The organism is Chryseobacterium amylolyticum, from assembly GCF_051011775.1.
In the GTDB taxonomy this organism is placed as follows: Bacteria; Bacteroidota; Bacteroidia; order Flavobacteriales; family Weeksellaceae; genus Chryseobacterium.
On sequence record NZ_JBPCHX010000015.1, the window covers coordinates 1 to 5,312 of the forward strand.

Sequence of the window (5,312 nt, forward strand, 5' to 3'; positions counted from 1 at the left end):
AAAAAAAATCCTTTATCGTTATGATAAAGGATTTTTAAAAATAAAATAAAAACTGGCGGCGGCCTACTCTCCCGCGTTAGCAGTACCATCGGCGCTGGTGGGCTTAACTTCTGTGTTCGGAATGGGAACAGGTGAGCCCCACCGCTAAAACCACCCTAAAGAAGGTATATAAGATATCAGAGGGGAGATCTCAGATTTCAGATTGTATGGTCTGTTATCTGATGTCTTACATCTGACATCTGTTTTAAGCGATAAAAACTTTCACAAAGACAAAACCTTTTCTGCGCATAAAGAACTTGTCTTTTTATTTTCGATACAGTAACCATAGACTATAAATCTACGGGTAATTAGTACTACTCGGCTATGACATTACTGTCTTTACACCTGTAGCCTATCAACGTCGTCATCTACAACGACCCTTAAAAGATGTCTCATCTTGAGGCGAGTTTCGCACTTATATGCTTTCAGTGCTTATCTCTTCCAAACGTAGCTACTCAGCGGTGCACCTGGCGGTACAACTGATACACCAGAGGTTTGTTCAATTCGGTCCTCTCGTACTAGAATCAAGCCCTCTCAAACATCTAACGCCCGCAATAGATAGAGACCGAACTGTCTCACGACGTTCTGAACCCAGCTCGCGTGCCACTTTAATGGGCGAACAGCCCAACCCTTGGGACCTTCTCCAGCCCCAGGATGTGACGAGCCGACATCGAGGTGCCGAACCTCCCCGTCGATGTGAGCTCTTGGGGGAGACTAGCCTGTTATCCCCGGAGTACCTTTTATCCTATGAGCGATGGCCCTTCCATACGGAACCACCGGATCACTATGTCCTGCTTTCGCACCTGATCGACTTGTAGGTCTCACAGTCAAGCACCCTTATGCCATTACACTCTACGCACGGTTACCAAGCGTGCTGAGGGTACCTTTGAAAGCCTCCGTTACTCTTTTGGAGGCGACCACCCCAGTCAAACTACCCACCACGCAATGTCCTTCCATAGGAAGTTAGGCTCCAAGTAAGTAAAGGGTGGTATTTCAACGACGGCTCCACAAACACTAGCGTGCCTGCTTCAAAGCCTCCCACCTATCCTACACATTACTTACTCAAAGTCAATACGAAGTTATAGTAAAGGTTCACAGGGTCTTTTCGTCCCATTGCGGGTAATCGGCATCTTCACCGATACTACAATTTCACCGAGCTCGTGGCTGAGACAGTGCCCAGATCGTTACACCATTCGTGCAGGTCGGAACTTACCCGACAAGGAATTTCGCTACCTTAGGACCGTTATAGTTACGGCCGCCGTTTACTGGGGCTTCAGTCAATGCCTTCGCTTACGCTAAGCACCTTCCTTAACCTTCCAGCACCGGGCAGGTGTCAGACCCTATACAGCATCTTTCGATTTAGCAGAGTCCTGTGTTTTTGATAAACAGTCGCCTGGGCCTCTTCACTGCGGCCACCATTGCTGATGGCGTCTCTTCTTCCGAAGTTACGAGACTATTTTGCCTAGTTCCTTAGCCACGACTCACTCGAGCACCTTAGGATTCTCTCCTCGACCACCTGTGTCGGTTTTGGTACGGGTTGCTTCACTTCGGCTTTTCTTGGATCAGATTACTCTACAGCAGCTTCGCCCGAAGGCTAGGCCTTGACTATTCCGTCAGTCTCCAGCAGATACATCCAACCGTCCCCTTTTATTGTGAGCAAGTCAGGGAATATTAACCCTGTGTCCATCCACTACCCCTCTCGGGTTCGCGTTAGGTCCCGACTAACCCTCAGCTGATTAGCATGGCTGAGGAAGCCTTGGTCTTTCGGTGAGCAGGTTTCTCGCCTGCTTTATCGTTACTTATGCCTACATTTTCTTTTCTATCCGCTCCACAATACCTCACAGTACTGCTTCGGCGCAAATAGAATGCTCTCCTACCAGATATAATAATTATAAATCCATAGCTTCGGTAATATGTTTATGCCCGATTATTATCCATGCCGGACCGCTCGACTAGTGAGCTGTTACGCACTCTTTAAATGAATGGCTGCTTCCAAGCCAACATCCTAGCTGTCAATGCAGTCCAACCGCGTTGTTTCAACTTAACATATATTTGGGGACCTTAGCTGTTGGTCTGGGTTCTTTCCCTCTCGGACATGGACCTTAGCACCCATGCCCTCACTGCCGACGAACATTTATTAGCATTCGGAGTTTGTCAGGAATTGGTAGGCGGTGAAACCCCCGCATCCAATCAGTAGCTCTACCTCTAATAAACTTAACATCGACGCTGCACCTAAATGCATTTCGGAGAGTACGAGCTATCTCCCAGTTTGATTGGCCTTTCACCCCTACCCACAGGTCATCCGAAGACTTTTCAACGTCAACCGGTTCGGTCCTCCACTCTGTGTTACCAGAGCTTCAACCTGCCCATGGGTAGATCACAAGGTTTCGCGTCTAATCCTACTAACTCACCGCCCTATTCAGACTCGCTTTCGCTTCGGCTCCGGTACTTAATACCTTAACCTCGCTAGTAAAATTAACTCGTAGGCTCATTATGCAAAAGGCACGCCGTCACAGCTTAATGCTGCTCCGACCGCTTGTAGGCGTACGGTTTCAGGTTCTATTTCACCCTTCTATTCGAAGTGCTTTTCACCTTTCCTTCACAGTACTTGTTCACTATCGGTCTTTCAGGAGTATTTAGCCTTGGAGGATGGTCCCCCCATATTCAGACAGGATTTCACGTGTCCCGCCCTACTCATTTATCATCAATATATACCTTTCGAATACCGGGCTATCACCGTCTTTGGCTGTTCTTTCCAGAACATTCTTCTAAATATATAAAGACTTTTGGGCTAATCCGCTTTCGCTCGCCACTACTTACGGAATCTCTTCGATTTCTTTTCCTCCGGGTACTTAGATGTTTCAGTTCTCCGGGTTTGCTCCTCTTACGAGGTGACATATCTTCAATATGCCGGGTTGCCCCATTCGGATATCTGCGGATCAATTCGTGTGTGCCAATCCCCGCAGCTTTTCGCAGCTTACCACGTCCTTCGTCGCCTCTGAAAGCCTAGGCATCCGCCATACGCCCTTAACGATTTCTTTCCTATTGGTTACTCAAGCGCTTTATGCGCTCGGTTTTCTCTTTGTGATGTCTTTACCGTTAATGTCAATGATCTTTATTTCTTTCTTTCAGCTTGATCAACAGATGTTGTTGTTGGCTCCATCCGTAACTTTTAAATCAAACTTCCAAAACTGTGGAGAATAAGGGAGTCGAACCCTTGACCTCCTGCGTGCAAGGCAGGCGCTCTAGCCAGCTGAGCTAATTCCCCTCTAGTAGACTAAGAGACCCCAGAGGCCAGATACAAGACTTTTTAATTGTGTCTTGACTCCTGACTCTTTCATCTTCCCGTCTTTTTAATTAGTAGTCTCGGGCAGGCTCGAACTGCCGACCTCTACATTATCAGTGTAGCGCTCTAACCAGCTGAGCTACGAGACTGTCTTTTTAGACTTTTAGATCCAAGATGCTAGATACAAGACTTTCTATCGTCTTGGGTCTGGGCTCTCGGCTCTTGTATCTCTTCCCTGTACTAATTTCTAGTGGGTTTTGTATTGTTATATAGCAACCAAACAAAAAACTAAAGCTTTACTTTGAAGCAAGTACTTTGTATCTTACGATACTGATTTTGTTTAACGTCTTTTGACGCTCTAAAATGAGATGTTCCAGCCGCACCTTCCGGTACGGCTACCTTGTTACGACTTAGCCCTAGTTACCTGTTTTACCCTAGGCAGCTCCTGTTACGGTCACCGACTTCAGGTACCCCAGACTTCCATGGCTTGACGGGCGGTGTGTACAAGGCCCGGGAACGTATTCACCGCGCCATGGCTGATGCGCGATTACTAGCGATTCCAGCTTCATAGAGTCGAGTTGCAGACTCCAATCCGAACTGAGACCGGCTTTCGAGATTTGCATCACTTCGCAGTGTAGCTGCCCTCTGTACCGGCCATTGTATTACGTGTGTGGCCCAAGGCGTAAGGGCCGTGATGATTTGACGTCATCCCCACCTTCCTCTCTACTTGCGTAGGCAGTCTCACTAGAGTCCCCAACTTAATGATGGCAACTAGTGACAGGGGTTGCGCTCGTTGCAGGACTTAACCTAACACCTCACGGCACGAGCTGACGACAACCATGCAGCACCTTGAAAAATGTCCGAAGAAAAGCCTATTTCTAAGCCTGTCATTTCCCATTTAAGCCTTGGTAAGGTTCCTCGCGTATCATCGAATTAAACCACATAATCCACCGCTTGTGCGGGCCCCCGTCAATTCCTTTGAGTTTCAAACTTGCGTTCGTACTCCCCAGGTGGCTAACTTATCACTTTCGCTTAGTCTCTGAACCCGAAAGCCCAAAAACGAGTTAGCATCGTTTACGGCGTGGACTACCAGGGTATCTAATCCTGTTCGCTCCCCACGCTTTCGTCCATCAGCGTCAGTTGTTGCTTAGTAACCTGCCTTCGCAATTGGTGTTCTAAGTAATATCTATGCATTTCACCGCTACACTACTTATTCCAGCTACTTCAACAACACTCAAGACTTGCAGTATCAATGGCAGTTTCACAGTTAAGCTGTGAGATTTCACCACTGACTTACAAATCCGCCTACGGACCCTTTAAACCCAATAAATCCGGATAACGCTTGCACCCTCCGTATTACCGCGGCTGCTGGCACGGAGTTAGCCGGTGCTTATTCGTATAGTACCTTCAGCTAGATACACGTATCTAGGTTTATCCCTATACAAAAGAAGTTTACAACCCATAGGGCCGTCGTCCTTCACGCGGGATGGCTGGATCAGGCTTGCACCCATTGTCCAATATTCCTCACTGCTGCCTCCCGTAGGAGTCTGGTCCGTGTCTCAGTACCAGTGTGGGGGATCACCCTCTCAGGCCCCCTAAAGATCGCAGACTTGGTGAGCCGTTACCTCACCAACTATCTAATCTTGCGCGTGCCCATCTCTATCCACCGGAGTTTTCAATATTAAGTGATGCCACTCAATATATTATGGGGTATTAATCTCCCTTTCGAAAGGCTATCCCCCAGATAAAGGCAGGTTGCACACGTGTTCCGCACCCGTACGCCGCTCTCAAGATCCCGAAAGATCTCTACCGCTCGGCTTGCATGTGTTAGGCCTCCCGCTAGCGTTCATCCTGAGCCAGGATCAAACTCTCCATTGTATGTTTGTCTGACTCACTCAAAGTTTTTAACGCTTTAGTTTTTCCTTACTTGGTTGTTATATTGTATGTCAATGATCTTTATATCTTCCGCTTTATAACGAAGCAATCT

At 47.6% G+C, this 5,312-nt stretch carries 2 tRNA genes and 3 rRNA genes; all 5 read right to left on the reverse strand.

The features are described from left to right. Positions 1-50 precede the first annotated feature (50 nt). The 5 genes from rrf to ACR1PO_RS22425 all read right to left on the reverse strand — a co-directional run bounded on the left by rrf (position 51) and on the right by ACR1PO_RS22425 (position 5,203). Positions 51-158 (reverse strand): 5S ribosomal RNA (rrf, locus tag ACR1PO_RS22405). Between the two features lie 169 nt (positions 159-327). Further along, positions 328-3,080, reverse strand: a 23S ribosomal RNA gene (locus ACR1PO_RS22410). A gap of 153 nt (positions 3,081-3,233) precedes the next feature. After that, positions 3,234-3,307, reverse strand: a tRNA-Ala gene (locus tag ACR1PO_RS22415). A gap of 93 nt (positions 3,308-3,400) precedes the next feature. Continuing rightward, positions 3,401-3,474 (reverse strand) — tRNA-Ile (locus ACR1PO_RS22420). A 212-nt stretch (positions 3,475-3,686) separates the two neighbouring features. Further along, positions 3,687-5,203, reverse strand: a 16S ribosomal RNA gene (locus ACR1PO_RS22425). Together the 16S, 23S and 5S rRNA genes with 2 tRNA genes alongside form the textbook arrangement of a ribosomal RNA operon. Between the last annotated feature and the right edge of the window lie 109 nt (positions 5,204-5,312).